Here is a 219-nt window from a genome sequence, read left to right on the forward strand (position 1 = left end):
CATCACCAACCAAGAGAGGAGCACCCTTAAGGTGAAGTCTACCACAAAAATCATGTCGTTGAAAACGGAATTTTCTATGAGAAACGCAACAAATTTTGCAGGCAGTAAAGTCATCCTTGCTTTCCTTGAATCAATACGGTTTAATCAAGCGCTTCGGTCTCTTGGTCAAGCCAAAGCGATGAATGCCATCTTCCCCACGCATCGGATTCTGCAGTACCT

General features: G+C 44.3%; 1 pseudogene. It reads left to right on the top strand.

What is annotated here, in order from left to right:
• Nucleotides 1-31 precede the first annotated feature (31 nt).
• Nucleotides 32-219 (top strand): annotated as a pseudogene (locus PA598K_RS37360) (IS1380 family transposase); the annotation flags it as partial.

It is taken from the genome of Paenibacillus sp. 598K, assembly GCF_003851045.1.
In the GTDB taxonomy this organism is placed as follows: domain Bacteria; phylum Bacillota; class Bacilli; order Paenibacillales; family Paenibacillaceae; genus Paenibacillus_D.